Below are 398 nucleotides of genomic sequence, written 5' to 3' on the forward strand. Positions count from 1 at the left end.
GCGCTGTTTGCTGTTGCCAGTATCGGGTTTGGGCACGCATCATGATGTTGCGCGCACCGGGCGTGACGGGATGGATGTCGTTGCCGTCGGCGTCCGTTACGGTCGTTCCGGGACTCTCCGTCAGCGGCATGCTGCGCCAGAAATCGAAACCGGCATCGAGCCAGCCTTTGGCAAACTCATCCGGAATGCTAAATAACCTGTTCATTTCGATCCCCGGCCTGAAAGATCCGTGGATGCCACAGCCAGGCCGCGGCGCGAAGTGGGCATGACGAGCGCGTCGCCTTCTATCACGACCTTGCCGCCGACCGTGCAGATCGTCGACATCACCACGCGGCGTTTTTCCGGTATCAGTTGCTTGATGGTCACTTCGGCATGCACTGTGTCGCCTGGGCGAACGG

Annotated in this window: 1 protein-coding gene and 1 pseudogene; both read right to left on the reverse strand. The window is 60.6% G+C overall.

Going from position 1 to position 398, the window contains the following annotated elements; genetic code table 11:
* Window positions 1–205 (reverse strand): hypothetical protein (locus GR197_RS31715; protein ID WP_204330536.1); only part of this gene is annotated, 205 nt, incomplete at its 3' end.
* Window positions 202–398, reverse strand: a pseudogene (locus GR197_RS31720) (hypothetical protein); the annotation flags it as partial. The pseudogene GR197_RS31720 and the gene GR197_RS31715, both read right to left, overlap by 4 nt.

The organism is Rhizobium phaseoli (assembly GCF_010668805.1).
Classification (GTDB): Bacteria; Pseudomonadota; Alphaproteobacteria; order Rhizobiales; family Rhizobiaceae; genus Rhizobium; species Rhizobium phaseoli_A.